The 26475-nt window shown below is 59.6% G+C and carries 21 protein-coding genes; 3 read left to right on the forward strand and 18 right to left on the reverse strand.

Features of this window, described 5'->3' with window-relative positions; all coding sequences use genetic code 11:
• Nucleotide 1 precedes the first annotated feature (1 nt).
• The 7 genes from ACSQ9D_RS09885 to ACSQ9D_RS09915 form a co-directional block, all read right to left on the reverse strand.
• Nucleotides 2–1333, reverse strand: a complete 1332-nt coding sequence (locus tag ACSQ9D_RS09885; protein ID WP_436282085.1) for a diguanylate cyclase — start codon at nucleotides 1331–1333, stop codon at nucleotides 2–4.
• A 184-nt stretch (nucleotides 1334–1517) separates the two neighbouring features.
• Nucleotides 1518–2348: a response regulator gene (locus ACSQ9D_RS09890; RefSeq protein ID WP_037123752.1), complete on the reverse strand. Its 831-nt coding sequence runs from the start codon at nucleotides 2346–2348 to the stop codon at nucleotides 1518–1520.
• A 146-nt stretch (nucleotides 2349–2494) separates the two neighbouring features.
• A complete protein-coding gene (locus ACSQ9D_RS09895) occupies nucleotides 2495–5008 on the reverse strand; it encodes a GcvT family protein (protein ID WP_436282086.1) in 2514 nt (837 codons plus the stop codon).
• 207 nt (nucleotides 5009–5215) lie between these two features.
• Nucleotides 5216–5479 carry a hypothetical protein gene (locus ACSQ9D_RS09900; RefSeq protein WP_037123745.1) on the reverse strand — a complete coding sequence of 88 codons (264 nt, stop codon included), beginning with the start codon at nucleotides 5477–5479 and terminating at the stop codon, nucleotides 5216–5218.
• Nucleotides 5480–5600: 121 nt separating this feature from the next.
• The gene (locus ACSQ9D_RS09905) at nucleotides 5601–8147 is read right to left on the reverse strand and encodes a mechanosensitive ion channel family protein (RefSeq protein ID WP_436282087.1); all 2547 of its coding nucleotides are present in this window, start codon (nucleotides 8145–8147) and stop codon (nucleotides 5601–5603) included.
• 80 nt (nucleotides 8148–8227) lie between these two features.
• Complete coding sequence (locus ACSQ9D_RS09910; RefSeq protein ID WP_436282088.1) at nucleotides 8228–8785, reverse strand: DUF924 family protein; 558 nt, start codon at nucleotides 8783–8785, stop codon at nucleotides 8228–8230.
• A gap of 40 nt (nucleotides 8786–8825) precedes the next feature.
• On the reverse strand, nucleotides 8826–10265 hold the full coding sequence (locus ACSQ9D_RS09915) for an MFS transporter (protein WP_436282089.1): 1440 nt from the start codon (nucleotides 10263–10265) through the stop codon (nucleotides 8826–8828).
• Nucleotides 10266–10611: 346 nt separating this feature from the next.
• Between ACSQ9D_RS09915 and ACSQ9D_RS09920 the strand changes: the two genes are divergently transcribed.
• On the forward strand, nucleotides 10612–11724 hold the full coding sequence (locus tag ACSQ9D_RS09920) for an acetate/propionate family kinase (protein WP_436282090.1): 1113 nt from the start codon (nucleotides 10612–10614) through the stop codon (nucleotides 11722–11724).
• 9 nt (nucleotides 11725–11733) lie between these two features.
• Here ACSQ9D_RS09920 and ACSQ9D_RS09925 read toward each other — a convergent pair whose 3' ends face one another.
• From ACSQ9D_RS09925 to ACSQ9D_RS09935, 3 genes are all read right to left on the reverse strand, one after another.
• On the reverse strand, nucleotides 11734–12390 hold the full coding sequence (locus ACSQ9D_RS09925; protein WP_436282091.1) for a CBS domain-containing protein: 657 nt from the start codon (nucleotides 12388–12390) through the stop codon (nucleotides 11734–11736).
• A 303-nt stretch (nucleotides 12391–12693) separates the two neighbouring features.
• On the reverse strand, nucleotides 12694–13848 hold the full coding sequence (locus ACSQ9D_RS09930; RefSeq protein ID WP_436282092.1) for an amidohydrolase: 1155 nt from the start codon (nucleotides 13846–13848) through the stop codon (nucleotides 12694–12696).
• A 173-nt stretch (nucleotides 13849–14021) separates the two neighbouring features.
• Entirely contained in the window at nucleotides 14022–15299 is a 1278-nt protein-coding gene (locus ACSQ9D_RS09935; RefSeq protein WP_436282093.1) for an L-fuconate dehydratase, read from the reverse strand.
• Between the two features lie 231 nt (nucleotides 15300–15530).
• On the opposite strand from ACSQ9D_RS09935, the gene ACSQ9D_RS09940 reads away from it, so the two are divergent.
• Together ACSQ9D_RS09940 and ACSQ9D_RS09945 are read left to right on the forward strand one after the other, a co-directional pair.
• The gene (locus tag ACSQ9D_RS09940) at nucleotides 15531–16316 is read left to right on the forward strand and encodes an IclR family transcriptional regulator (RefSeq protein WP_037123723.1); all 786 of its coding nucleotides are present in this window, start codon (nucleotides 15531–15533) and stop codon (nucleotides 16314–16316) included.
• Between the two features lie 231 nt (nucleotides 16317–16547).
• Nucleotides 16548–16907 (forward strand): response regulator, encoded by a 360-nt coding sequence (locus tag ACSQ9D_RS09945; RefSeq protein WP_436282094.1) that lies wholly within the window; start codon nucleotides 16548–16550, stop codon nucleotides 16905–16907.
• Between the two features lie 86 nt (nucleotides 16908–16993).
• Here the strand turns inward: ACSQ9D_RS09945 and ACSQ9D_RS09950 are convergent, their stop codons facing one another.
• The 8 genes from ACSQ9D_RS09950 to ACSQ9D_RS09985 all read right to left on the reverse strand — a co-directional run bounded on the left by ACSQ9D_RS09950 (nucleotide 16994) and on the right by ACSQ9D_RS09985 (nucleotide 26462).
• A complete protein-coding gene (locus tag ACSQ9D_RS09950) occupies nucleotides 16994–18655 on the reverse strand; it encodes a phosphoethanolamine transferase (protein ID WP_436282095.1) in 1662 nt (553 codons plus the stop codon).
• Nucleotides 18656–18827: 172 nt separating this feature from the next.
• Entirely contained in the window at nucleotides 18828–20342 is a 1515-nt protein-coding gene (glpK, locus tag ACSQ9D_RS09955) for a glycerol kinase GlpK (protein WP_436282096.1), read from the reverse strand.
• A 149-nt stretch (nucleotides 20343–20491) separates the two neighbouring features.
• On the reverse strand, nucleotides 20492–22216 hold the full coding sequence (locus ACSQ9D_RS09960) for an ABC transporter substrate-binding protein (protein ID WP_037123716.1): 1725 nt from the start codon (nucleotides 22214–22216) through the stop codon (nucleotides 20492–20494).
• 78 nt (nucleotides 22217–22294) lie between these two features.
• The gene (locus ACSQ9D_RS09965) at nucleotides 22295–22576 is read right to left on the reverse strand and encodes a DUF2160 domain-containing protein (protein WP_436282097.1); all 282 of its coding nucleotides are present in this window, start codon (nucleotides 22574–22576) and stop codon (nucleotides 22295–22297) included.
• Nucleotides 22577–22592: 16 nt separating this feature from the next.
• On the reverse strand, nucleotides 22593–23420 hold the full coding sequence (locus tag ACSQ9D_RS09970; RefSeq protein ID WP_037123711.1) for a carbohydrate ABC transporter permease: 828 nt from the start codon (nucleotides 23418–23420) through the stop codon (nucleotides 22593–22595).
• Nucleotides 23421–23434: 14 nt separating this feature from the next.
• The gene (locus ACSQ9D_RS09975; protein WP_029709946.1) at nucleotides 23435–24301 is read right to left on the reverse strand and encodes a carbohydrate ABC transporter permease; all 867 of its coding nucleotides are present in this window, start codon (nucleotides 24299–24301) and stop codon (nucleotides 23435–23437) included.
• Nucleotides 24302–24303: 2 nt separating this feature from the next.
• A complete protein-coding gene (locus ACSQ9D_RS09980; protein ID WP_037123709.1) occupies nucleotides 24304–25374 on the reverse strand; it encodes an ABC transporter ATP-binding protein in 1071 nt (356 codons plus the stop codon).
• 11 nt (nucleotides 25375–25385) lie between these two features.
• Nucleotides 25386–26462: an ABC transporter ATP-binding protein gene (locus ACSQ9D_RS09985; RefSeq protein WP_436282098.1), complete on the reverse strand. Its 1077-nt coding sequence runs from the start codon at nucleotides 26460–26462 to the stop codon at nucleotides 25386–25388.
• Nucleotides 26463–26475: the final 13 nt, after the last annotated feature.

Below are 26475 nucleotides of genomic sequence, written 5' to 3' on the forward strand. Positions count from 1 at the left end.
GCTATTGAGCCGCCTCCTCCGTCATACGCACGTCGGAATAGACCTGATTGCGCCCCTTGTGCTTGGCCATATAGAGAAACTGGTCCGCGGCGTTCAGGTAGTTGTCGAAGGTTTCGTAGTCGGAAATTTCGGCAACGCCGATCGAAACGGTGACGGAAAGCTCTTCGTCATCCGCCATCACTTTCAGGCGTGAGATGTCCGACCGTATCTCGTCGCACAGCTTGGCCGCGGCAATCGAGTCCATCATCGGGAACAAGATCGCAAACTCTTCGCCGCCGAGGCGCGAAAGCAGATGGTCGCTCCCCTCGAAGATCGCCGCCAACCTGCCGGCGACCGCCTTCAAGACTTCATCGCCGATTTCATGCCCATAGGTGTCGTTCAGCCGCTTGAAGTGATCGATGTCGAGGATCGCAACAGCGCTCGCAGCCTTGTGACGCAGGCAGTCTTTCACCAGCTTCGGTCCGAGGTCGTAGAAATAGCGGCGATTGTAGAGCCCCGTCAGATAGTCGCATGCTGCAGCCGCGCGAAGCTGCTTCAACTGTGTCAAGGTCTCGACGTTGTTGGCGATCCGGCATTGCAGTTCTTCTGCGACGAACGGCCTGTAGAGAAAATCGGATGCGCCGGCCTTCAGAAAGCTCGCGGAAAGCATGCGATCGCTCGAGGATGAGACCCCGATGATCCGTAGCCTGTCAGAGCCGAAGCGCCGCCGTATCCGCCGCGTCAATTCGCAACCGCTCATGTCGGGCATATGATGATCAGTGACCACAACCTCGATATCGTCGTAGGCCTCAAGCGCGGCGAAGGCCTCCAGTCCGGATGCGGCTTCGACTACCATATATTGCTGCGCCTCGAGCAGCCCGACAAGGACCTGGCGCGCGGAAGCAACATCGTCGACCACGAGAACCCGCGTCTTCCGATTCGACAAGACCCGTCTGACGCTGGCAACAACGTTATCGAGCGCGAACTCGTTGTCCTTCAGCACATAATCGATGACGTTGCGCTCCATGATGCGGTTGCGCGTATCGAGGTCGAACGTGGCGGTGAAGACAATGGTCGGAACAGCAGCCTGTATGGTGCAGTCGAGCGCCTCGCCATAGGGCGCGTCCGGCAGATTGAGGTCGACGATCGCCATGCTGTAATCAGTCGGCGACTGGGCGATCGTCTCCGCGAGCATTTTGAGGGAGGAGCACGGTTTGACGTTCAGCCCCAGTTCGGCATGAAGCCGGTGGCACAGAACGGCAGAGAACATCCGGGAATCTTCAACCAGGAGTAACCGCTGGCCACCAAAGCGTGGCCCGGACCCATCCCGATGGAGATCCTCCCGGACAGCCATTCACTCCTATCCCCCAGAAAGCCGCAGCGGTCCGAATCGACCATCTTCTCGGCTTATGTGAAGATAACTCACAGAAACACGCCTGAGAAGATATCGAGACTTGGCAATACCGGAAATTGCAGAAATCTCGATCTCAAGCGCGTGAGAGCGCCTCCGCCTACCATCGTCGGGCGGAGGCAGGGCGTCAGGCAACGGCACGCTCCTTGCGCATCGACTGGATTTGCAGCAGCGTGTCCAGGTTCTGGTTGACGCGGCAATAGAACTCCTCGTCGATAAATGGTCGCAGCATGAAGTCATTGCCGCCGGCCTTGAGGAAGCGCGCCGACAGCAGCCGGTTCGACGATGACGACACCCCGATGATGCGGAGTTCATGGGAGCCGATGGTGGCGCGGATGCGCCGGGTCAGCTCGAATCCGTCAATATCGGGCATGTTGTAGTCGGTGATCATCAGACCGATGTCACGGTTCGCCTTGAGGATCTCGAGAGCCTTGGCGCCGCTGTCGGCTGTGCTGACCCGGAAATTGTAGCGTTTGAGACGGCTTGACAGCAGGGCGCGAGCCGTCGGGCTGTCGTCGACGATCAGAACGTGGTGACGATGGTTGGTGAGGAATCGGCAGATCGATTCCGCAAGCAGGTCGACCGCGAAGACATTGTCCTTGAGGATGTAGTCGACAATGTCCTTGGCCATCAGCTTGTCGCGCATGCCTTCCTGGAAGGTGCCGGTGAAAACGATGGTTGGGATGCTGAGGTCGACCAGATACTCCAGAGCCTCGCCGTTCTCAGCGCCTGGCAGGTTGATGTTGGAGATCGCGAGCGTGATCGGGTCGGTCGACTTGTCGTAGGACAGCTGCAGCTCTTCGAAGCTCCGGCAGATTTCCACATCGATATCGAAGAGCTCCTTCAGCCGCTTGCCGATCATCGACGTAAATACGTTCGAATCCTCCGCCAGAATAATGCGCGCATCAGCAAACATGCCTCCGGAATATTGCATTCCCGAAATACCCAAAAACGCCATTTCCAAACCTTTTGATGAAACTCCTGTCCCCGGTTCAAATCGGTACAATACCCGGTTTGAATAAGTATTAATCGGCCGTGTTCTCTGACCAACAAAAAGGCGGCCACGAGGGCCGCCCTGAGATTCTTCAAAACATGCTTAAAAGACTATGCGCGCAGCACCGCATTGTCTGGATCGAAGGGGCTCTCGCCAACGACAGTGGCGTTATACGTCGTCCCAAGGATCTTGATCTTGAGCTTGGTACCCTCCTTGGCGTAGTCGGGCCGCAGCATCGCCAGCGCAAGCGAGCGGTTGATGCGGAAGCCGAACGTGCCGTTTGTCGCACGCCCGACAAGCTCGCCAGCCTCGTTGTAGATGGCCTCCGAACCGCGGGCATCGACATCGTTGCCGGTCTCAACAACGAGGGTCGCGAAGTTCCACTTCAAGCCCTTGTCCTTGTAGGCCAGCAGCCCGTCGCGGCCGAGGAATTCCTTCTCCGGCTTGATGAAGCGATCAAGCGCCGATTCATAGGCGTTGTACTCGATCGACATCTCGCGCGGGATGAGGCGATAGGACTTTTCGACCGACATCGACAGCATCGCGCGAATACCGAAGGGCTTGATACCGAATTCGGCGCCCGCTTCCATCAACTGATCGAAGATGTAGTTCTGCATCTCGATCGGGTGATGTAACTCCCAGCCAAGCTCGCCGACGAAATTGACGCGCAGCGCATGAGCACTCGCAACGCCAATCGAGATCTCCTTGCCGGAAAGCCACGGGAAGTCCTTGTTCTCAAGGCTCGTGCGTGTGAGCTTCTTGAGCAGGTCACGTGACTTCGGGCCGGCAAGCACGAGCACGCCGAGCCGCTGGGTGATCTGCTGAAGACGAACGGAACCGTCCGTCGGCGCCAGCTTGCGCAGGTAATCGTGGTCGTGCGCCTCGTAGGCGCCTGCAGAGACGAGATAGAAGCGGTTTGGCGCCCATTCGTAGACCGTGAACTCGGCTCGTACTCCGCCGTGGACTGTCAGCATGTGGCAAAGAGCAATGCGGCCGCGCTTCTTCGGGATGGCGTTTGCAAAGATCGATTCGAGCCAGGCGCGCGCACCAGGGCCGGAGACCTCCATCTTCGCGAAGGCCGACATGTCAAGCACGCCGACATTCTTGCTTACGTTCGTGACTTCGTTGCCGATATGCTCGAAATAGTTCGAGCGACGGAAAGACCACCTTTCGAGGATGCGGCCGTCTTCTTCAGGCGATGAGTGGTTATGGTTGGTGAGGACATCCGCGCCGACGCCGAGCTGGTCCTTCGGCAGATCGTAACCCTCGGGCGCAAACCAATTGGCACGCTCCCATCCGTAGACAGACCCGAAGACGGCGCCCAGCTTCTTCAAACGCTCGTAAACCGGCGTTGTCTTCAAAGGACGGGCAGCCTCCCGCTCTTCGTCGGGATAGTGCATGGTGAAGACATTCGCGTAGGCCTCTTCGTTCTTGGCGATGAGGTATCCTTCGGTTGCGTAAGGGCCGAAACGACGGGGATCGACACCCATCATGTCGACAGTCGGCTCGCCGTCGACGATCCATTCCGCCAACTGCCAACCGGCGCCGCCGGCTGCTGTGATGCCGAAGGAGTGCCCCTCGTTAAGCCAGAAATTGCTGAGGCCCGGTGCGGGACCAACGATCGGGTTACCATCAGGCGTATAGGCGATGGCGCCGTTGTAGACTTTCTTGATGCCGACTTCACCGAAAGCCGGAACACGGGCGATAGCAGTCTCGATATGCGGCATCAGGCGATCGAGCTCTTCCTGGAAGAGTTCGTATTCGCTCTCGTCCGAGGGACCGTTGACATAGCAGACCGGTGCGCCGTGCTCATAAGGGCCGAGAATGAGGCCACCATTCTCTTCGCGCATGTACCAGGCGCTGTCGGATTCGCGCAGCACGCCCATCTCCGGCAATCCCTTGGCCTTGCGCTCGAGGATAGCCGGATGCGGCTCGGTGACGATGTACTGGTGTTCGACGGGGATCACGGGGATGTTGATGCCGACCATCTCGCCGGTTTTGCGCGCGAAGTTGCCGGTACAGCTGACGATATGCTCGGCGGTGATCTCGCCCTTGTCTGTCGTCACCTTCCAGAGACCGTCGGGCTGCTGCTCGATCGCTGTGACCGTCGTGTTGCGGTAGATCGTGGCGCCCCGGTCGCGGGCACCCTTGGCGAGCGCCTGCGTCAGGTCGGCCGGCTGGATATAGCCATCGTCCGGATGCTGGATCGCGCCGAGAAGGCCGTCCGTCTCACAGAGCGGCCAGATTTCCTTGACCTGCTCCGGCGTCAGCACGTTGACCTTGACGCCGATCGTTTCGGCGATGCCGGCATAGTACATGTATTCGTCCCAGCGATCCTTGGTGCGCGCCAGGCGGATATTGGAAACTTGGCTGAAACCGACATTCATGCCCGTTTCCTGCTGAAGCTCCTGATAGAATCGAACGGAGTACTTGTGGATCTGGCCGACCGAATAGCTCATGTTGAACAGAGGCAGCAGGCCGGCGGCATGCCACGTCGAACCGGAGGTCAGTTCCTTGCGTTCGATCAGGACGACATCGTCCCAGCCCTTTTTGGCAAGGTGATAAAGCGTCGAAACGCCAACGACGCCGCCGCCGATGACCACTGCGCGCGCATGTGTCTTCATGGAGAATTACCCTCTGTTCTACTAACCTGTCCGACGAATGCCGCCGACGGAAATCGTCTTTGCGAACTATGCAGCGACGTCGGGCTTGCCAAATGCCTGTTTACGACATGGGAAAAGCTTGCCGCGACTGCATGCAGATAGGCAAGCCGCAAAAGGCCTTTGACCGAAAATCCATGGACAGAAATTGCGATCAGAGGGAACCGTCGTTCACTTTACGACGGCCGATCCCTTGATGATGTCGATCGTTTCACCGCCATCTAGGCCGATCCGATCGCCGTCAGGCGCGGTGATGAAGCAGCCCGACGGGCAGAACGTCTCCGATGCGCCGGGATCGAGCACGAGCTGCATCTTGTTGCCGCCCTCGGTAAGGACGATCACAACAGCCGCGCTGTCGGTGTTGGTAATGGAAGCTGCGTGAGTTTGGCCTGCGGCCACGAGCGAAAGAAGCAGTACGACGGCAAATCTTGCCATACAGTGCGGCGCGGATGATGCGCCCTCCCTTGGAGCGTCTCGGCGCTGCTGCCCCCAGCAACGAAAACCCGATTGCAGACGTTATACGGCGACCGCTCTGAACGATCGCTGAACAACGCCTTTACCCCTTGAGATTGCCATCAGCCGACTTGCCGCGCAACCGGCGCACCGTGCCGGCCTCCTCGTCCAATTCGCTCGCCTCGGAAACGTCCTCGATCTTTGCCGGCGGCTTGCCTGCGTTGGCCGCTGCTCCAACCTGCTCCGGCTGTCGATGGAACACGACGTCGCTCTGCGGAAGAGGTATTTCGATACTCTCCTCCCTGAACCGCTTCAGGATCGCGATGCGGAGATCATTCCTGACTTTCAAGCCGTCACCCATGTCGGCAAGCATGAAGCGCAGCTCGAAGTCCAGAGAATAAGGCCCAAAACGGAGGAATTCCACATGCGGCTCCGGATTGCGCAGAACCACGGGCACGGCGTTTACCAGCTCCAACAGGATGTCCATGACCTTCTGCGGGTCGGAATCATAGCTCACCGAGACCGGAATTTCGGAGCGCCCCATCTTGTTGCGATGGGTCCAGTTGCCGACAGACGCATTGATCAGTTCGGAATTCGGCACGATGATCGACTGCTTGCGGAACGTCTCTATTTCGGTCGCGCGCACGGAAATCCGCTTTACGATACCTTCAGCAGCCCCGGAGACCACGTGGTCGCCAACCTTGAATGGCCGCTCGACGAGCAGGATCAGGCCGGAGACGAAGTTCGACACGATGTTCTGGAGGCCGAAACCGATACCGACCGAAAGTGCAGAGGCTACGAGTGCGAAGCTCGAGAGGTCGATGCCCGCGGCGGAAACGCCGACAATCGCCGCAAGACCAACGCCGAGATAGCCGATACCTGTCTTGACCGAGTTTCGCACGCCAAGGTCGACATGGCTGCGGGCCATGACGTTGCCGTCAAGCCAGCGCTGGATCCAGCGGGTCAGCAGGTAACCACCGGCAAAGAGCAGGATGCCGGTCATTATCCCGACCAGCGAAATGCTGATGCCGCCCAGCCTGACCTCCGTGAGAAGGCGATAGGCGATGAGTTGAAGATCCTGGATATGGAAGCCCCACAGGAGCAGTACCAGCGGGATCCCAACAATCAGGGCGATGGCGGAGATGCACATGCCGACCAACAGTCCCGCCTGGTCGATGGCGACCGGACCAAGCTTGAAGCGCCTTTGGAGGAAGCGACCAAGCGATGTGTCGCCGAAGGTTTCGCTGCGCGAAATCGCCCTGCCCGACAGCAGACCAATATAGGTCGTGACGATGATTGCACCGGTGATGATCAACTGTGTCGCGACGAAGCGCGCAAGCCCGACATAGCCGGTCAACGCCGTTATGATCAGACCTGCACCCAGCACGCGCAGAATGATCGCCATGCCGCGCGGCCAATGGCGTCCCGGCGCGTCCGGATCCCCGTTTCGCGCCAGCATCGGCCGGCCGAAAGACGCTGCGATCAGGATGAAACCAATGATCAAGGCTGCAATCAGACTTTTGACGACGGTCAGGACGAGTGGAGACCCCATCGCTTCGCTGATGCTGCCGAAGAGGTAGTCAAGCGCATTGACGACTGCCATCGCAAGCAGGCAGGCGCCGATGGAGCTCGCACCGCGGTTGGAAAGCCTGACAAGACGCCAATGCGGCTCCCTTGGTGCGAACACCGCATTGGTGAAGCGCCTGACGAAATAAATCAGCCCGATCGATCCGAAGAGCGCGCCGATGATCGGCGCGATATCCGGCCTCAGAACGTTGAAACTATTGAGGAAGAAGTAAGACGTGACCAAGAGGGCAGCAAGCGCAAACGTCCGGATCAGCGTCGACCAGAAAGCGATGGAGAGACGGTTGATATAGGAGGGCTGCTCGTCCGTCTCCTTGCGCTGAAGGTAGCGACCAAAGATGCGGTAGCCGCCAGACAAGAGCACCATTGCCGTCACGAGGGACATGAAGATGGCCGCAAAGAACGCAAAAGCCTTGAACTTCAGTACGAATCCCAGCCAGCTGCTGAGCGCCTGGATGAACTCCGAGCCTTCCTGGACGAAGGCGCGTGCCGCATCGTCGAGAACGGAAAACGAGATGTCGGTACGCCGCAGCAAGGTGGCGGCAAAAAGCTGACGGCGGGTTTCAGCAATGCGGTTGCCGAGCTTACCGATGGAGGCGGACAGGGTTTCGGCATCGCCGGTGACGGCATTGATCTGGGCGCGCTCCGCCGTCAGGGCGTTGCGTTCGGTCGTGACGATCTCCGCCTCCGCCGGCTGACCTTCCTTCGGCGGGTCGCCTAGCTCGGTAAGGCGGCTCTTGATCTGGTCGAGCCGCGGTCTGAGGCCAACGGATATGTTGAGAACCGTGCGGCCAAGTTCGTCAGTCTGTCCAGCGAGAGCCACCAGCGCATCGTCATCGTCGCTCTTCTGCTTGACGGCATCCTCCAGCGAGACGAGATCTCGCTTTACTTTCTCTATCGCCTTCGCGGCCTGCTCGATTGGACTGTCAGCAACAGACGCCTTTTCGGTCGCTTGTGGCTGTTGCGAAGCCTGCGGTTGCGGCGCCTGCGCGCTTGCAAGGTTCGCGGCGGCGGCCGCCAGCGTTGCAACAAGGAGAATGCGAAGCAAGAGTTGTGTCGGCCGCAAAATATCCCCGCTCGGGTTTGCTGGATCAAATTGGATTCCAGCTTTTCATAAGAAAGAAAGGCGACAGAAAGGCGACGCGATCAGAAGCCGGCGCCCGGCTGTGCCAGATATTCCAGTTCTGCCGTGGTCGATTGCCGCCCGACGATGACATTTCGATGCGGAAATCGACCGTAGACTGCAATCACCTCCCGGTGGCGAAGCGCATAGTCGACATATTCCTCATCACCAAGCGCCCTGAACAACGCCACGGCACGCTCCTGCTCCTCCAGATCTTCACAATGCTCGAAAGGCATGTAGAAGAACGTCCGGCGTTCCGGGCTGACTTGCTGGTCCGCTTCAGCTTCCAGCGCAAGCTTTGCCTCGCGCAGCGCAAGCCCGTCGGTGGCGAACGCGAGCGGTGTCGCACGATATATGTTGCGCGGAAACTGATCGAGCACGATCACTGCGGCAAGCCTGCTGTTCGGGGTCGAGCGCCATTCCTCCGTCACGCCACGCGAGAGTGCAAGATGGGTGTCGCGGAAGCGCTGGCGAATATCCCGATCAAGGTCCAACGTCGCCTTGAACCATTGGTCACGACCGCACTCCTCGAACCAGAAGTCGAAGACCTCTTGCGGTGTGCAGACATATCCGAGTTCCATATTTCCTCCTGACAAAGGCGACCGATTGCAAAGCGACCAACTATTTCGTGCCCATCTTGTGACCCGACACTTCGGCGCCTGCATCCGGCGCTAGCTGCAGGAAACGCAGTGACGATATGATCCCGATTGCTCCGACGACAAGAAACGCCCAGCGGAAATCGATGAGCCCCGGACCTTCAACGCTACGCAAAGCGACAGAGATGTTGAGCGCCGCCGCCGCGATCGCGACGCCAAGCAGCATCGAAACTTGCTGCAGCATACTCGAAAGCGTGGACGCAGAGCTGCGCTGCGCTGGATTGATGTCGGCAAAAGCCAACGTGTTTAGTGCCGTGAATTCCATCGACCGCGAGAGGCCCGCAATCATCAGCAGCGCGTAGATGATCGCGCGTGGCGTCTCGGGCACGAGAAAGCCGCAGGCCGCAATCGACAATGCAGCAATCATCCCATTGAAGAAGAGCACGGTGCGAAATCCAAGCTTGGCGAGCAGCGGCGTCGTTACGGCCTTCATCCCGAGATTTCCGAGGAAGTACACCAGCAGATAGGCACCCGCCTCGATCGAGCTCAGTCCGAAGCCGAGTTGGAAGAGGAGCGGCAAGAGGAACGGCGTGGCATTGATCGCGACACGGCTCGCCGTCCCAGCCGAAAGGGTCGCAATCGCATATGTCTGCACTTTGAAGGCGGATAGGTCGAGCAGCGGATTGCTGACCCGCAGGAAGTGTCGCGTCGCCATGACAGACAATAAAATGCCGGCCGCGAGCATCAGCAGGATCGGCAGCAGGCCGCCGTCCCATTTCACGGAAAGTTCAAGCGCCGCCAGCAGGAAGGTCAGCCCGCCAGCGCTGAGAACGAATCCCAGCACATCGAGCCGGCCGGCATCCTCTTCGCGCTGCTCCGGCACAAAGCGAAGAACCAGCGCCATGCCGAGCACTCCGATCGGCAGATTGATGAGGAAGTTCCAATGCCAGCTTGCATAGGTGGTGATGAAGCTACCAAGCAGCGGACCGATAACGGGAGCCGTCAACGCCGGCCAGGTAATCAGCGCGATCGCCTGGACGAGTTCCGATTTGCGGGCATTCTTCAGGACAATGATCCGGCCGACCGGCGTCATTAGTGCGCTGCCCGCTCCCTGCACGGCGCGAGCGACGACAAACTCGGCAAGGCCACCGGAGAGCCCGCAGAATAGCGAGGCGATGGTGAAGACGGCAATGGACGCCATGAAGATCCGCCTTGCGCCGTATCGATCCCCAAGCCATCCCGAAAGTGGAATGAAGGCCGCCATCGTCAGCATGTAGACGGTGATGCCGATACTCATCGATACCGGTTGAACAGCAAAACTCGCGGCCATCTGCGGCAGTGACGTCGTGACGATGGTGCCATCGAGGATCTGCATGAAAAACGAAACGGCAACGACCAGAGCTACGATCTTTGCCCTGCGGGTGCTCTGCGCATCGTCTTTCTCTGTCGTCTGCATCGCTATCATTGATCTGCCGGTGTGAATTGGATGATTGGGAACAGAACGGGCAGGAAGCCGGATCCGATAAGTGCCGAATAGCACTACCGCTAGATAGGCCGATCAGTGCAACGCGGAAAGAGAAAATCCTGAGATCTCAAAGGATTTTGGAATCCGAAAGGCCACCCAGGCACGCCGCAGGCAACTCGCTCTACGCGAAATTTCGAAGCAAAAACAATTGACAGCTACATCTTCTGCGGCCACCGTGGCGCGCAGGGGCAGCGTCAATGTGATCTCCCCGGCTGCGCGGGTCGCACCTGGCTCCTGACACAGCATCGCTTCACCATTCACGTGACCGGAGTCGGAGCACAATTCGATGATCGACACGCTGCTTGTTCTCAACGCCGGCTCATCGAGCCTCAAGTTTCAGATTTTCGAGGATCAGATCCTAAACGTGCTGATGAGCGGCAAGGTCACCGGCATTGGTGACACAGCTGAGATGCGCACCAAGCTCCCCGATGGACAAGAGACGCAAACCTCCCTGCCCGCGAACACGGATCACGGATCGGCCCTCAGCGCCGTGATGGACCTCATCGGCGGGAACGACCACGCCTGGCGCACAGCGGCGGTTGTGCATCGCGTCGTCCATGGCGGGCAGGATTTCGCAGAGCCCGTCATTGTCACGCCCGAGGTGATGTGCCGCCTCGAAGCGCTGATCCCTTTGGCGCCGCTTCACCAACCGCACAACCTCGCCGGTATCACCGCTTCGGCCAGGCTCGCAAGCGGAGCGCCCGATATCGCCTGCTTCGATACCGCCTTCCACGCGGGGCACGATGAATTGACCAGCAGCTTCGCCCTGCCGCAGGAGATGCGCGACAAAGGCGTTCGCCGCTATGGTTTCCACGGGCTTTCTTACGAGTGGATCTCGCAGGTGCTGTCCAGGGACTATCCGGACCTCTGTGCCGGCCGCGTCGTCGTCGGCCACCTCGGCAACGGCGCCAGCCTCTGCGCGCTGAAGAACGGCATCAGCGTAGATACCACGATGAGCATGACCGCGCTCGACGGCATACCGATGGGAACGCGCAGCGGATCAATCGATCCCGGCGCCGTCCTCTACATGCTTCACGACTTGGATCTCGGCGTCGAGACCGTCCAGGATATCCTCTATGAGCGTTCCGGCCTGAAGGGATTGTCCGGCATCAGCAATGACGTCGAGGCGTTGCTTCGCAGCGACGATCCGCACGCCGCCTTCGCCCTCGAATATTTCGCTCTGAAAACGGCACAGCATGCGGCGATGATGGCCGTCTCCATGGGCGGCATCGATGCCTTCGTCTTCACGGGCGGGATCGGCGAGCACGCCGGCCCGGTGCGCGAGGCAATCCTCGGAAGGCTCCGCTTCCTCGGTGATTTCAAGACGCTCGTGATCCCGACAAACGAGGAACGCCTGATGGCAACGCACGCCAAAAAGCTCCTGCGCTCGGCAGCCTAGGATCTCCAATCAGGCCAGGCTCAGCTTGTCGATAAGGCCGCTGACGCCCTTGACGTTCTCCACCAGCACGCGGATAGCGCGGCGTTCCAGTTCGCTGGATACCGTCCCTTCAAGCACTACTCTGGAATCTTGAACCGATACCTTGATCGCAACGGTGTCGAGACCGAGGTCGCCCTGCAGTCTTGCTCGAATGGCACGAGCGAGGGCATCGTCACCACTTGCCGTTCTCTCGGCCGGTGCAGCAACGATGCCCTTCAGGAGATCGATGCGGCTGACAATGCCAAGGAGTCGCTTGCCGCTGACGACGGGAACACGCTTGATCTTGTGCTGGAACATCACCTCGGCGACGGACGCCGCCGGCGTATCCGGCGTAACGCTGATCACGCTTGCGGACATGACATCTGATACCCGCCAGCTGCGGCTGCGGATATAGTCGTCGAAATCGACGAGCGATGTTTCATCGGAGTTGCCGGCGGATCTGCCGCCACCAAATTCGATGCGGCGAAGCAGATCGCCCTCCGTCAGCAGGCCACAAAGGTTGCCGTCGTTGTCGATCACAGGCAGGCCGCTGATATTCTTGGCAACCATCAGGTCGATTGCCTGATGCACGCTGCTGTCGGCGCTGATCGTCGTGATGTCGGTATTCATGATGTCTTGAGCAAACATGATAATCCCATTGCACTCTGGAGGAAGTCGAATGGTGCCGATCTGATGCCAAGCGCAAACAGCGCATGCATCGGCCGCCGAAAATATTGCGCAAATCCGCGCGCAAGTCGATCAGCGATCGCGATCTTAATTTCAACCTGAGAGATTAGTTTTCAATCGCGCGCAAAAAAGTTGCGAAGGCAGCGACCGACGCGTCTGTCCGTGAAGCGGCGGTGTGCCGCGGGAAGCGGCACTTTCGCATTCCGGCCAATCGTCGGCCGGAGTGTTCAATGGCTCCTTTAGGGATGGCGGCACGGCGGTGGCTCAGTCGAGAAGGTTTCTGATGGCCCGCATGAATACCCGCGATCCGATGGCAATCAGCTCATCGGGAAAGTCGTAGTCGGGGTTGTGCAGGCGCGGATGATCTTCGCCTGCCCCGAGAAAGAACATCGCGGCGGGCGCCACGGTCCGGAACAGACCGAAGTCTTCAGATGCTTTCATCGGCAGCAGGCCGCTTGCATCGTCATGGCTCACGCCCTCGTCATCTAGCGCCTGGCGCAACTCCGCCACCGCTTCGGCGGAATTGTAGCACTGGTGGAACACGTCCTCGTAGCTGATCTCCACCTGCAACTGTCCGGCTTTCGCCTGGGTCAATACCAGTTCCTCGGCCCGCGAAACCAACGCAGTCATCGCTTCATCGGTCAGCGTCCGCAAGGTTGCCCAGATCTGCGCTTCACCGGGACTGATGCCGAACGCCGGTTCCCCCAGACGCGCATGTGTGACCGTCACCAGCGAGTAATTTGGCCCAAGCGGACCGTTATTGCCCAGTGTTGTCAGATCATCGAGCAGCCGCGCCATCGCGAAAGTCGGCGCAATGCCCTGCTCCGGATACGAAGCGTGCGATGTCTTGCCCTTCAGAACGATCTTCATTCCGCGCGACGCGCAATTGACCGGCCCTTCCTTCAGCAGGACGTGGCCGAGCCGGACGCCGGGGAAATTGTGAAGTGAGAGCGACATATCCGGCGCCAGTGTCGCAAACTTCGGATCCGAAAGCACGGCCGCCGCGCCCGCACCGTTCTCCTCGGCCGGCTGGAACATCAGGATCGCCCGCCCTCTCGCAGGCCGCCTCTGCCCGAGCCCTTTTGCGAGCGCCATCAGGATCGCCATATGGCCGTCATGGCCGCAGAGGTGACCCTTGCCCGGCACAGTCGAGCGGTGTGCTACATCGGAGATTTCGTCGATCGGCAGGCCGTCCAGTTCCGCACGGATCATGATCGTTGGACCTGGCGCCGCCCCCTCGTAGACGGCTGCTAGGCCATGTCCGCCGATGTCGGCAACGATGCAATCGGATCCGGTAAGACTGAGTTCCTCCCTCAGCCGCAACGCGGTTTGCACCTCTTCACCGGACACTTCCGGATTACGGTGAAGCTCACGTCGAAACGCCTTGATTTCACTGAATTCTCCATCCGTCAGAAACATCTCAAAATTCCCGGGAATATAGATGACCTTGTCGCACGAAGCGCGCGGGGCACGAACCTAGCCTGTCCGCAATTCATAGTCGATGGAGAAGGTCGCCATAGGACCCGAGCGGGCAGAGGCGGCGGCCGCGCCAGACAAAGAGGCCGCGACTGCGTACGCAGCCGGGAAAAGGTCTATCCCCGAAACGTATAGTCGGCGATCGAAGCAGGTTTCATCTCGATGGAGAAGCCCGGCTTTTGCGGCGGCATATAGGCCGCATCCCTGATCACGCAGGGATCGAGGAAGTGCTCGTGCAGGTGATCGACATATTCGATAACGCGCCCGTCCTTTGTTCCGGAAACGGCGACGTAGTCGATCATCGACAGGTGTTGGACATATTCGCAAAGCCCGACGCCGCCCGCATGCGGCCAGACCGGCAGCCCGAACTTCGCTGCGACCAGCAGGACGGACAATACTTCGTTCAATCCACCCATGCGGCAGGAGTCGATCTGCACGATATCGATCGCGCCTTCAGCGATGAATTGCTTGAACATGATGCGGTTCTGGCACATTTCGCCGGTGGCAACCTTCACCGGACCGATCGCCTGGCGGATCTTGCGATGGCCGGCAACATCGTCCGGGCTCGTCGGCTCCTCGATGAAGAACGGCTTGGCGAAAGCGAGTTTGTTCACCCAATCGATCGCCTGCCGCACCTCCCATACCTGGTTGGCATCGATCATCAAGTAACGGTCAGGACCGATCACTTCGCGGGCGATCCTCAGGCGACGGACATCGTCTTCGAGGTCGCGGCCGACTTTCATCTTCACATGGTTGAAGCCCGCGTCGATCGCTTCCTGGCACAGGCGGCGCAGCTTCGCATCGTCATAACCAAGCCAACCGGCCGAGGTCGTGTAGCAGGCGTAACCCTCCGTCTCGAGCGTCGCGATCCGCTCGGCCTTCCCAGTCTCCGCGCGCTTCAGAATCTCGATCGCCTCATCGCGGGTCAAAACATCGGTCAGATAGCGATAGTCGACAATGTCGGCGATCTCCTCCGGCGACATCTCCGCCACCAGTCTCCAGACGGGCTTGCCGGCCTGCTTGGCGAGCAGGTCCCAGACGGCGTTGACGACAGCACCTGTCGCGAGATGCATCACGCCCTTCTCCGGCCCGATCCAGCGCAGTTGGCTGTCGCTGGTGAGGTGCCGCCAGAACCTGCCTGGATGAGCGAGAATATCGGCAAGCTCAGCGCCGACGATCAGATGGCGCATCGCCTCGATCGCCATGCAGCAGATGTCGTTGCCGCGACCGATGGTGAAGGTGAGCCCGTGGCCGGACAGGCCGCTTTCATCGGTCTCCAAGACGACATAGGCCGCGGAGTAATCGGGATCGGGGTTCATCGCGTCGGAGCCATCAAGGCTCTGCGACGTCGGAAAACGGAGGTCGAAGACGCGAAGGTCGGTGATACGGGTCATGGCGTTCTCGAATTCGGTTACGCGGGTGTTCGGTTCTATAGATGGCACCGACCAATCAGACGGCAAGCTTGGAACATCGTGCCAAGACGACCACGCTGCGTTGCCGCCGACAACTCATGAATGAGTTTTCTTTTTATATACAAGACGCGCGGGCGGGCAACCCGATATCAACTTACGCTTTTCGGCAATTGCACATTTGTATATGTAAGTTCGTATTCACAGGAGAAGTTGATGGAAGCTGATGACGCTGACCGATACCGCGCCCCGGCGCTGGACAAGGGGCTCGATATCCTTGAGCTTTTGGCCAGTGTCGAGGAAGGGCTGACCCAGGCGGAGATCGCCAAACGTCTCGATCGCAGCCCCAACGAATTCTATCGCATGCTCGACCGCCTCGTCCGACGCGGCTACGTCACCAAGCTGGAGGGCGATCGGTTCACCCTCACGCTCAAGCTTTTCGGGCTGTCGCAACTGCATGCGCCGACGCGCCGCTTGGCTTCCTTCGCCACACCGTTGATGCGCGAGCTTGCGCAACGGACCAAGCAGGCGAACCATCTGGTCGTCTTTGATCGCGGTTCGGCGGTGGTGATCGCCCAGCACGAGGCGCCGGACTATTGGGGCATCTCGATCCGCGTCGGTTCCCATATTAGTCTCTTCGACACCGGTTCCGGCCACGTGCTTCTTGCCTTCCGAAGCGACGAAGAGCGACAGATGATGATCGCAGAACATGCACGCAGCCGCGAGGAGGTGAATCTCGGCCCGGAGTTTTACGAGCGCCTCGCCCATATCCGCGAGCGCGGCTACGAAATGATGGCGAGCGCGCAGACGGCAGGCGTCCACAACCTGTCGGCGCCGATCCTTGGGCCGGACGGTCGCTGCATTGCAGCCCTTACCTGTCCCTATATTGCCCTGGTCAACGCGCCGGCCTCACCCGACATCAGCCAGACGATCACCATGGTGATGAAAACCGCGGGCGAGCTTTCGCTGCTGGCCGGCTCTGACGTCAGAACACCGGCGTGAGTCAAAGCTCGCCAAGAGCACATTTCGCTCGGCTGGTCGCTTTGCCAGGGCACAGCTCCAGAGCGCTCGCCACGGCAGCTTTTGAACGCGACCACCACGCAGCTTTAAGGCCACTGTCAGCTAGCGACCTCATTAGAAATCCTGGCGACGCTCTGCGGCGGCGCCAAGCGAAACCATCATGGTGACTGGGCATGCTGCCGCAAGGCAGGCACGCAGCAGCGGAGATGACGCGTGAACGTATTGTTGGTTGAGGACAACGTCCTGCTGGGAGATGCCGTGCGCGATCATATCGCGGCCGACGGTCATTCAGTCGACTGGTGCCTCAACCTCGCCGAAGCGACAGAAGCGGCCGGAACCGGCAAGTACGGCGTAATTCTGCTCGACTTGCGCTTACCTGATGGCAACGGCCTTACTCTGCTGAAGTCGCTTAGACGACAAGCGAATTTCGTCCCCGTCATCATTCTCACAGCCCATGACCAGACCTCGGATCAGATCGAGGGCTTGCAAAGTGGCGCAGACGATTTCCTGGTGAAGCCCTTCGGGCTCTCGGAACTTTCGGAGCGGATGAAAGCGGCAAACCGCAAGCACTGAATCCTGAGTGGCCGCCCAAAAGAGGCGGCCAATACCAGTAGGCCACGGCTAACCGCTGCGGCAGCACACCAAGGCTGGCTAGTTCATCACTGGATACTTGCCGTCTTGTCCGTCTGCCGGCGACACGCGGCGAAAACATCAAGATGCGAATCATACACCGTGGTCGCCACATCCATCAGCCCAAGCACGCTGTGGAACAGGTTGTCATGTGAACGGGAGTCATCCGTCTGTTTGGCCATGCAGCTCGTGTCGAAGCCGGCGGATTTTGCGAGATCGTCGCTGATCCACGCCAGGAACGGCACGTGCGTCTGCTGCGACGGGGCCACGATATACGGCGCACCATGCAGGTAGATGCCGTTCTCGCCAAGCGATTCACCGTGATCCGATACGTAGATCGCGGCACCCGCGACCTTCTCAGAATGCTGCTTGAGCTTGTCGATGACGGTCGAAACGACGTGATCCGTATAGAGGATGGTATTGTCGTAGGCGTTGGTGATCTCTTCGGCCGTACAGCTGCCAAAGTCATTGGCCCGGCAGTCGGGAACGAAGCGTCGGTACTCATCGGGGTAACGAGCGAAGTAGGCAGGCCCGTGACTGCCGAGCTGGTGGAGGACTAAGACGCTGTCACCCTTCACGTGATCGAGCCAATCGTCGACCTTGTCGAGCAGGATGGCGTCATGGCACTCGCCGTCCTTGCAAAAGCGGGGATCGTTAGACTTCGGCAGCGAAGTATAGGCGACGCGGTCAGTCACGTGATAGCTGCCGGTATCGTTGTCCAGCCAGGACACGTCGACCTTGGCGTGGCTCAGCACGTCGAGAAGGTTCTCGGTCGCAAGGCCCTTGCGATGCGTATAGGCCGTCCGCGGATAGATGGAGAACATGCAAGGAATCGAGATTGCCGTCGCTGTACCGCAGCTGCTCGTATTCGGAAAATAGACGATGTTCTGCTTTTCGAGTTCCGGATTGGTCTTGCGCGGATAGCCACCAAGCGAGAAATCGTCTGCACGGGCAGTCTCGCCGGCGACGATGATTGTCACGCGCGGCTTGTTTAGACCGGCCGTATTTACCCGATGCGCATCTATGCCAAGCGGCGCAGCAGTGACATGCGCATCCTCCTCGGACGAGACGGCAAAGCCAATGGTGCTTGTGATCGGCGCAAATGGATTTAACCTCTCGAGGATGTCCCTATGAGCCCGCCCGACACCCGCAAAGGCCCGGTAGTCGCCGAATCCGACTGTGGCGAAGACAGCCAGGCAAGCCAGAATCACGCCCGTATTATGAGCAAGCTTCGACAGCATCGGCCGATGCCGGATACGCACCCACACAATGAGAAGCGACGGCAATATTCCGGTGAGCAGCATATGAAGCGCAAAGCGCACCGTTATCAAGTGCCCTGCCTCCGCGCCTGTCGACACAGCTGCATTGCGGATCATCTCCTTGTCCACGATCACCCCGAACTGATCGGTAAACCAGGAGCCAGCGGCTGCCGCGAGCACGAAAAGGATCAGAAACGGCTTGGTAACGTACTTTGCAGAGAAAGCAGTGACGATTGCCATGCTGACTGCCGAAATACCGATCGCAAACAGCACGAACGACAGACGATCGGTAGCGAAATCGCCGTAGGCAGTGCTCCAGAACGCGTGATTTGTCACAAAGAGCAGGTAGAGAGTGGTAGCAACGCAAAGGGTCACGCTGCCGATTGCGGGCCGCCGGTCAATCAGGCGGGCCTTGGTGGCACTATCTTTCAATTGGTCGTCTCCGCGTCCAGATTTGGCGTCGACGGAACCAGGATTGGATCATAGGTAGTTCATGGCCGCCGATAATATTGGCCAGCCATGGCCGGATATTCTGACAGTCACCTGAACGCTTGAAGGCGAGGCATCGCAGCCGCATCTAAAGGGCGAGCATACATTGAGCGGTTCACGCCAGCGGATTGCCGTATTGCGCGCCGGATAGGGTACGCGACACGGCATTGCGCCAACCGGCGATCTTCGTCTGCCGCTCGGCCTCCTCCATTGACGGCTGGAACCGCCTGCTGCAGGCCCAAGCCTTTCCGAATTGCTCGTGATCCGGCCAGACCGCCGCTCTCGAACCCGCCAGCCAGGCCGCCCCCAGCGCCGTTGTCTCCAAAACAGCGGACCGGTCCACCGGATTGCCGACCACATCGGCAAGACGCTGCATCGTCCAGTCGGAACTGGCCATACCGCCATCGACGCGCAGGACCGTCTCGATGTGATGGCCGCCCCAATCCTTCCGCATCGCGATCAGCAGATCGAGCGTCTGGTAGGCCACGGATTCGAGTACCGCATGCGCAAATTCGGCCGGGCCGCTGTTTCGGGTTAAGCCGAAAATCGCACCCCGCGCCTCTGGATCCCAATAAGGAGCGCCGAGCCCCGTAAAGGCCGGTACCACATAGACCCGCTGATTGGGATCGGCTCGCGTCGCCAGCGTGCCGCTCTCCGATGCCTGTGAAATAAGGCCAAGGCCGTCGCGGAGCCATTGCACGGCTGCACCGGCGATGAAAATCGAGCCTTCCAGCGCATAGGTCGTCTTGCCGCCGAGCCGATAGGCGATCGTCGTAATCATCCGGTTGCTGGATGCCACGCAGTCGCGCCCTGTATTCAGCAGGGCAAAGCAGCCTGTCCCATAGGTCGATTTCATCATGCCGGGCTTGAAGCAGGCATTGCCGATGGTGGCCGCCTGCTGGTCGCCGGCAACACCGAGGATTGGGATGGCTGCCCCGAAGACATCGCGATCGGTGACGCCGAAATCGTCGGCGCAGTCCTTGACCTCCGGAAGCATGGCTGCCGGGATCCTGAGGAGGCCAAGAAGCTCCTCGTCCCACCGGCCCTCCGTTATATTGAAAAGCAGCGTTCGCGACGCGTTGGTGGCATCCGTGGCATGAACGCGTCCGCCGGTCAGATTGAAGATGAGCCAGCTGTCGACAGTGCCGAAACACACCTCGCCAGCCTCGGCACGCTCCCGCAATCCGTCGACATTATCGAGCAGCCAGCGCAGTTTCGTTCCGGAAAAATATGGATCCAGTAGCAGACCCGTCTTTGCGCTGAAGAGCTTCTCGTAACCGTCTGCCTTGAGACTGTCGCAGACCTCGGCCGTGCGCCGATCCTGCCATACGATTGCCTTATAGAGCGCCCTGCCCGACTTTCGCTCCCAGACAACGGTCGTCTCACGCTGGTTGGTGATACCGATTGCGGCGATATCGGCCACTGGAACGTTGGCGTTTGCCAAAGCCTTCCGTGCCGTATTGACCACCGTGGTCCAGATCTCATCCGGGTCATGCTCGACCCAACCTGGTTGGGGATAGGATTGCTTGATCTCTTCCTGCGCAGAAGAGATCATCTTCATCCCGGCGTCGAAGACGATCGCGCGCGAGGACGTCGTGCCCTGGTCGATCGCGAGAATATGGCCGCTCATTGTCTTCTCCGGCGCAATAGTTCGCCTCGCCGCCGCGAACGCGCCAGCTGATGCGATAGGTCATTCCATGGGGTGGTTGGTGCCGACGGCGTTCGCGCGCCGTCGGCATTGCTATTGGTAGGGCCTCGTACCCGACCAAATGCCGCTGATCAGTTGGACTGCCAGCTCTTGACCAGTTCGTCGTAATTGACGGTAACCGGCTTTTCCTTCTCGTTTTCGATCTTCAACTGGGGAGCGAGGTTGCCCTTGGCGACCGCGTCCTTGTTCCAGTATTCGAGATCATGCTCTTCGGCGAGCTTCGGACCGATATCGCCCTGCACCTTGGCGCGCTCGAGGCGTTGCAGGACCTTTTCCTGCTCGGCGCAAAGCGAATCCATGGCTTCCTGCGCGGTCTTCGCACCCGAAGATGCATCGCCGACGGCCTGCCACCAGAGCTGTGCCAGCTTCGGATAGTCAGGAACGTTGGTGCCGGTCGGCGACCACTGGACGCGGGCCGGCGAGCGGTAGAACTCGATCAGACCGCCGAGCTTCGGAGCGCGTTCCGTGAAGCTCTTGTCGCGGATGGTGGATTCGCGGATGAAGGTGAGACCAACATGGCTCTTCTTCACGTCCACCGTCTTCGAGGTCACGAACTGCGCGTAGAGCCATGCAGCCTTGGCGCGATCGTCAGGTGTCGACTTCATCAGCGTCCAGGAACCGACGTCTTGATAGCCGAGCTTCATGCCGTCCTTCCAGTAGACGCCGTGCGGGCTCGGTGCCATGCGCCATTTCGGCGTGCCGTCCTCGTTGACCACTGGCAGGCCGGGCTTGACGGCATCAGCCGTGAACGCGGTGTACCAGAAGATCTGCTGGGCCACTTCACCCTGCGCCGGAACGGGGCCGGATTCGGAGAAGTTCATACCCTGCGCTGCCGGTGGTGCATAGGCCTTCAACCAGTCCAGATACTTCTGGATCGCATAGACAGAGGCCGGGCCGTTGGTGTCACCACCGCGCGCGACGCACGAGCCGACGGGACGCGAGTTCTCATCGACCTTGATGCCCCACTCGTCGACCGGAAGGCCGTTCGGAAGACCCTTGTCGCCGTTGCCGGCCATCGAGAGCCAGGCGTCAGTGAAGCGCCATCCGAGCGACGGATCCTTCTTGCCGTAGTCCATATGGCCGAAGACCTTCTTGCCGCCCACGTCACGGCCGGTGAAGAATTCGGCAATGTCCTCATAAGCGGACCAGTTGACCGGAACGCCTAGATCGTAGCCGTACTTCGCCTTGAAGTCGGCCTTGTTCTTCTCGTCGTTGAACCAGTCGTAGCGGAACCAGTATAGGTTCGCGAACTGCTGGTCGGGAAGCTGGTAGAGCTTCTTATCAGGTGCCGTCGTGAACTTGGTGCCGATAAAGTCATTGATGTCGAGGCCAGGATTGGTGACGTCCTTGCCTTCCTTCTCCATCCAGTCGGTCAGCGAGCGGGCCTGCTGGTAGCGCCAATGCGTACCGATCAGGTCCGAGTCGTTGACATAGGCGTCGTAGATGTTTTCGCCCGACTGCATCTGTGTCTGCAGCTTTTCGACGACGTCGCCTTCGCCGATCAGGTCATGCGTGATCTTGATACCGGTGATGGCGGTAAAGGCTGGCGCCAGAACCTTCGATTCATATTCGTGAGTCGTCAGCGTTTCGGAAACAACCTTGATGTCCATGCCGGCAAAAGGCTTTGCCGCATCGACGAACCACTGCATTTCCTTTTCCTGGTCGGCGCGGGAAAGCGTCGAGAGTTCGCCGACTTCCTTGTCCAGAAAGGTTTTCGCCTCATCCATGCCGGCATAGGCGGAGCCCGCCATGGCCAGCAACATGCCTGCTGTTGTCGCTAGTAAATGCTTTCGCATAATATCCTCCCAAGGTTGCGATTGCGGTCTTCACGTTTCAGGCGGCCAGTACCCCCGGCCATCTGTCTTTCCCTGCCGTCACACGTAGCGGAAGACGCCGATGGCGTAGACTACGGAGAGGGCAAGAGCCCACCACAGGTTGGGTCCGACAAGACCCAGCCATGCGAGTTGAATGAACGCTGCGCCAAGCAGCGATACGAAGAGCCGGTCTCCTCGCGTGGTTTCAAACCTGAGGATTCCCACACGCGGCGAACCGCCCGGCGCGAAATACTCCCAGACGCTCATGCCGACCAGCAGCATGAGAATCGTCAGGAAAAACAATGCTGTCGGCAGCGTCCACGCCATCCAGGAAAAATGCATGAGTGGTCCTCCCTTGTCAGACGCGACCGAGCGCGAAGCCCTTGGCGATGTAGTTGCGTACGAAGTAGATGACGAGCGCGCCGGGAATGATGGTCAGCACGCCGGCTGCCGCCAGCACGCCCCAGTCCATACCCGAGGCAGACACCGTTCGCGTCATGATCGCCGAGATTGGCTTGGCCGCCGTCGTCGTCAGCGTGCGGGCGAGCAGCAGTTCCACCCACGAAAACATGAAGCAAAAGAAAGCGGCGACACCGATGCCTGATGCGATCAGCGGCATGAAGATCTTCACGAAGAAGCGCGGGAAGGAATAGCCATCGATATAGGCCGTCTCGTCGATCTCCTTCGGCACGCCGGACATGAAGCCTTCGAGGATCCAGACCGCCAGCGGCACGTTGAACAGGCAGTGCGCGAGCGCAACCGCGATATGAGTGTCGATCAGCCCGAATGCCGAATAGAGCTGGAAGAACGGCAGCGCGAACACGGCCGGCGGCGCCATCCGGTTCGTCAGCAGCCAGAAGAACAGGTGCTTGTCGCCGAGGAACCGGTAGCGCGAGAAGGCGTAGGCCGCTGGAAGGGCTGCCAGCACCGAGATCACCGTGTTCATGACGACATAGGTGATCGAATTGATGTAGCCGTTGTACCAGGACGGATCGGTGAAGATAACTGTGTAGTTCCTGAGCGTCGGGTTAAGCGGCCAGAGCGAGAAGGTGCCGGTGATCTCGGCATTTTCCTTGAAGCTCATGTTGATCAGCCAGTAGATCGGCAGCAGCAGGAAGATGATGTAGATCGTCGAAACGACCCAGGAGAAGTTGCCCGCAGGCTTGTATTTCATTGTCTGAGCCATGGTCCTCTCCTTTCTCACGCGTTCTCGTCGCCGCTGGTCATCACGGTGTAGAAGATCCATGAGAGTAGCAGGATGATCAGGAAGTAGATGATCGACATTGCCGCTGCTGGACCGAGGTCGAATTGGCCGACGGCCATTTTCACGAGGTCGATCGACAGGAACGTGGTCGAGTTGCCGGGACCGCCACCGGTGACGACGAAAGGCTCGGTATAGATCATGAAGCTGTCCATGAAGCGCAACAGCACGGCGATCAGAAGCACCCGCTTCATCTTCGGCAGCTGGATATAGCGGAAGACGGACCAGCGCGACGCGCCGTCGATCTTCGCCGCCTGATAATAGGCATCCGGGATCGAGACGAGGCCGGCATAGCAGAGCAGTACGACAAGGCTTGTCCAATGCCAGACGTCCATAACGATGATGGTGATCCACGCATCGATCGGGTCACGGACATAGTTGTAGTCAAACCCCAGTGCTTCCAGCGTATGTCCGAGCAGGCCGATGTCGACACGACCGAAAACCTGCCAGATCGTACCAACCACGTTCCATGGGATGAGCAGCGGCAGCGCCATCAGCACGAGGCAGACCGGCACGCCGAGCCCTTTCTTCGGCATGTTCAGCGCGATGAAGATGCCAAGCGGGATTTGCAACGCCAGAATGATCAGCGAGAAGGCGAGATTGCGCTGCAATGCCGCCCAGAAGCGGTCGGAATGAAGCGTCTGCACAAACCAGTCCGTACCCGCCCAGAAGAACTCGTTGTTCCCGAACGTGTCCTGCACCGAGTAGTTCACAACGGTCATCAGCGGAATGACGGCTGAGAAGGCAACCAGTACCAGAACTGGTAGAACTAGAAACCAGGCTTTGTTGTTCCAGGTCTTTTCCATGCTCAGCCCTCCCTGCCGACGCGCCAGGAATTGGCATAAATATTGATTGCAGCCGGATCGAAGGTCACCCGTGCATCGGTCGGGATTTCAGAGTCCTCCGTCACGACGATGGCGATCGGTTGACCGGCAAAGGTGGCCCGAACGACCTTCTGCCGTCCAATGTCCTCGACCCTGTTGACGGTGACCGGCATTCCCTCGCGGCCGAGATTGATGAACTCCGGGCGGATGCCCAGCTCGGTCTTTGCACCAGCCGCCGTTTGCGGCGCATAGTCCAATGACAATGTCTCGCTGCCGATACGGACCGCGTTACCCTGCAGCTGGACCGGCAGGACATTCATGCCCGGTGAGCCGATGAAGTAGCCGACGAACGTGTGACTCGGCCGCTCGAAAAGCTCTGCCGGCGTGCCGATCTGGACGATTTCTCCCTCGTACATAACGACGACCTTGTCAGCGAAGGTCAGCGCCTCCGTCTGGTCGTGGGTCACGTAGACCATGGTGAAACCGAACTGTTTGTGCAGCCGCTTCAGCTGCGAACGCAGCACCCACTTCATGTGCGGGTCGATAACGGTCAAAGGCTCGTCGAACAGGATGGCGTTGACGTCGTTGCGCACCAGGCCGCGACCGAGCGAAATCTTCTGCTTCTGGTCGGCGGTCAGGCCCTGCGCCTTGCGTTTGGCCATGCCCCCGAGGTCGATCATCTCGAGAATGTCACGAACGCGGCGGTCGACTTCCGGCTCGGCGACGCCACGATTGCGCAACGGAAAGGCCAGATTGTCGTAGACGGTCATCGTGTCGTAGATGACCGGGAACTGGAACACCTGCGCGATGTTGCGCGCCTGTGTCGAAAGGTTCGTCACATCGTTTCCGTCGAAGAGGATGCGGCCATGCGATGGCTGCAGCAGGCCGGAAATGATGTTGAGCAGTGTTGTCTTTCCGCAGCCGGATGGTCCGAGAAGCGCGTAGGCGCCGCCGTCCCTCCATTCGTGATCGACTTCGCGAAGCGCGTAGTCCGTGTCCGACTTCGGGTTCGGTCCGTAGGCGTGGCGGATGTGGTCGAGCGTGATGCGTGCCATGTCCTTCTCCCTTACGCCTTTGCGCCAGTTGCGATAGCGCGACCGTCGGTGCCAAAAGCCATGACATGACGCGTGTCGAGGTACACGTCGACCTCGGTGTCCGGATCGATGTTGTGAATACCGTGGGCGAGCATGACCCAGCGCACGCCGTCGAAATCCAGGTGCACGAAGCTCTCGGAGCCGGTAATTTCCGAGATCTGTGTGCGAGCCTGCAGCCTTGCGGCGGCCGGGGTTTGCTGCGAGAGACCGAGGTGGTGCGGATGGAAGGCAATGGTGACCGGACCATCGGCCATTCCGGCCAGATGTGCAGGCACCGGCAGCATCGTCGCATCCTGCCTTTGGAACACTCCACCAGCCTTGACGACATCAATGAAATTGAGCGGCGGATCGGCAAAGGTCTTTGCTGTGACAAGATCGAACGGGTTTCGATAGACTGAAATGGTCGGTCCGAACTGGGTCACACGGCCTTCCGAAAGGGTCGCCGTGTTGCCGCCGAGCAGAAGCGCTTCGGAGGGCTCCGTCGTGGCGTAAACGAAGATCGCGCCGGATTGCGCAAAGATCTTCGGCAGCTCGGCCCGCAGTTCCTCACGCAGCTTGTAGTCGAGGTTTGCGAGCGGCTCGTCCATCAGCACCAGGCTGGCATTTTTGACGAGGGCGCGAGCAAGCGCCGTGCGCTGCTGCTGGCCGCCGGAGAGATTGAGCGGCGTCCGGTCCAGATAGGGCGTGAGGCGCAGCAGATCGGCGGCCTTGCGCACTTCCCGGTCGATTGTCGCCGCATCCTTGCCGGCAATCCGCATCGGCGAGGCGATGTTCTCGTACACCGTCAGCGCCGGATAGTTGATGAACTGCTGGTAGACCATCGCGACATTGCGCTTCTGCACCGGCATGCCGGTCACATCCGCGCCGTCGAAATGGACCGAACCACTCGTCGGACGATCGAGCCCGGCCATCAGCCGCATCAGCGACGTCTTGCCCGACAGCGTCGGCCCCAGCAGCACATTCAGCGTGCCTTTTTCAAACGCAAGATTGGTCGCGTGGATATGATACTCCCCGCCCACCATCTTTGCGGCGTTCAGCAATTCAAGCATTCCCGTTCCCGTG

The sequence above is a fragment of the Rhizobium sp. LjRoot258 genome (assembly GCF_964254185.1).
Taxonomy (GTDB): domain Bacteria; phylum Pseudomonadota; class Alphaproteobacteria; order Rhizobiales; family Rhizobiaceae; genus Rhizobium.